Source organism: Rhodothermales bacterium (genome assembly GCA_013002345.1).
Lineage (GTDB): Bacteria > Bacteroidota > Rhodothermia > Rhodothermales > JABDKH01 > JABDKH01.
In genome coordinates this window covers 1-2,128 of the sequence record JABDKH010000340.1, presented here as the reverse complement: position 1 = coordinate 2,128, position 2,128 = coordinate 1, and the positions used below count along the sequence as shown (strand labels likewise).

Genomic DNA, 2,128 nt, shown 5'->3' with positions numbered 1-2,128 from the left:
TACTCCGTGACCTGATCGCCGGTGAGCGAATTCTTCGCCGTGATCGTCTTGATATTCCTGTCGGCATTGTACGCTGTTTCCACCGTGACGTTCTCATCAAGCGGGGATGGAAACGACGCCGAACCGGAACTGCTGGAGCCGGTCACGGGGTTTTGAATCTGTTTAACCTCGTCTCCCACGTCGTCAAACTCAAAGAGTGTCACCACGCCGGCCGGATTGGTGACCTGACTGAGATTTCCCGCCTCATCAAACGTCTGACCGGACACTAAAACAGAGTCGGAACGCGATGGCACGGTTGACGGACGCGACAGCGTCGAGCCGCCGTTGGTGCCGTAGTCCGCCGAAGCGATCGTGCGACCCAGCGCATCAGGCCACTGCGCCTGATACATCACGCGCGCCTTGGGAGTTTCTGATGGACTCTTCAGTTCGCCCGTCTGGCTCGCCGGCGCATCGTGGTAGCGCATCCGCGTGATGGTCTTGATGACGTTGGAAGCGTCATCGTAGGTCCACTCGACCTGCTCCATGATGGTGTCGCCCGTGACGATGGCCACCGCGGCATAGGTCGTCTCGTCGAGGTCATAGCCGCGATAGACCTTAGTCCGTCGCCCCAGACTATCGTAGACCGTCTTGGTGAACAGCGCCGAGCCGGCCGTCAGCTCCTTGATCACCCGACCTGCCGCATTGTACCACCGGTTGTCGTTCAGGCTGTTGCCGACCGTCCCCGTGGACGAATCGACCGCGTACCGGATCGTCTGGTACACACGCCCCCGGTCATCGAACTTCGTCTCGCTTTTGGCAATCAGATTCCCCGTGGAGGTGGTGTCAAAACGCTCGACCTTCGTCACGCGGTCCAGATTGTCATACGTGTCCTTTTGGAAGAAGTCGATTTCTCCGTCGATCTCCGTGCGCCGGTTGCGGAAATCATACTCGTAATTGGTGACCCGCGTCGTGGAACTGTCAACGTGTTGCGTTTGCTTTGTGAGCAGTCCATTTCCTCCGTCAACGTCGCCGTCATACTCGCTGCTCGTGACTACCACCATGTTGTTGCCGGTGGCGCCGCCACCGGATGGGTCGCTTGGCGTGGCTCCGGTGTCATCCGTGCCGATCCACATGGCCGTCACTAGGCTTCGCACATCGAGCACCTGGCGGGTGATCGTGCCGCCGGCCGTCTCGGTGCGGATCAATCGTTTGAGCACATCATAGCCATAGTCGGTCTGATCGTAGTTCGTTCCCGACGCGCCCTCACCGCTGGCGGGAATCGTGTGATACACGCGCTGCGAGGCGACCTGACAACAGTCGGTGTACTGAAACGTTGTCCAGCGTGTGTAACTGCTTTGTGCGAATGTGTCAGTCGGTGAGAGCTTCCCGGAGGTGGAGGCACGAGTGGCCTGGATCTGCTCCTGCACATTTCCCTGCTTGTCTTCGATGACAATCGAAACCGGGTTGATCAGCGTATAAGTGTAGGAGGGGCCGCTGCCGGTGGCGTAGCCGGAGGCTATCCGCGTGACGTTCTGTTGTTCGTCGTTGTCGTAGACGATCCAATTCGCGCGACGAATGGACGTGGCTGTGCCATCAATGTCGATGGTGTGCGTGGGCACAAGGAATTGGGTGATCCGGACCTGATCGTCTGACTCAAAATCGGTCACCAAGTTGAGACCGCCCCCAGAAGGCGTGACCCAGCCTGAGGGAGCGTCTGTCTCCACCGAGGTGTCGACATCTTCCACCATGCGCGTCATGGCGCGGGTGACTTCATCGTACTCCAGACGTGTGATGAACCCTCGCTCGTCCATCATCCAAGTTAAGTTGCCGAAGGAATCGAAGTACTCTCTCCTTGTGTCTGCCACCCCTGAGCCGTTTTGCGAGGTGGCGACCACTGGCAATGTCGTGGTCTTCTGTTGCACCTGACAGGTGCCGCTGTGAAAGGTGTAAGCGAATTTGGTGACAATCTTTTTGGTCTGGTCGGTATCAGACGGGTATTCGGTTACGTTCGATACGAAGTAGGCAGTGGGCATCGGTGCCCCGGCGGAGGAGCTTGATGAAGAAGACGAAGAAGAGGAGGACGACGAGCCGACGACAACCTGACACGACGTGTAGGCGTATTCACGAATCTTGGTCTCCGTGCCGTTTG

General features: G+C 58.3%; 1 protein-coding gene. It reads right to left on the bottom strand.

What is annotated here, in order from left to right:
* Positions 1-1,793, bottom strand: a 1,793-nt coding sequence (locus HKN37_16140; protein NNE48183.1) for an RHS repeat-associated core domain-containing protein, incomplete at its 3' end; no start/stop codon positions are given.
* Positions 1,794-2,128 lie beyond the last annotated feature (335 nt).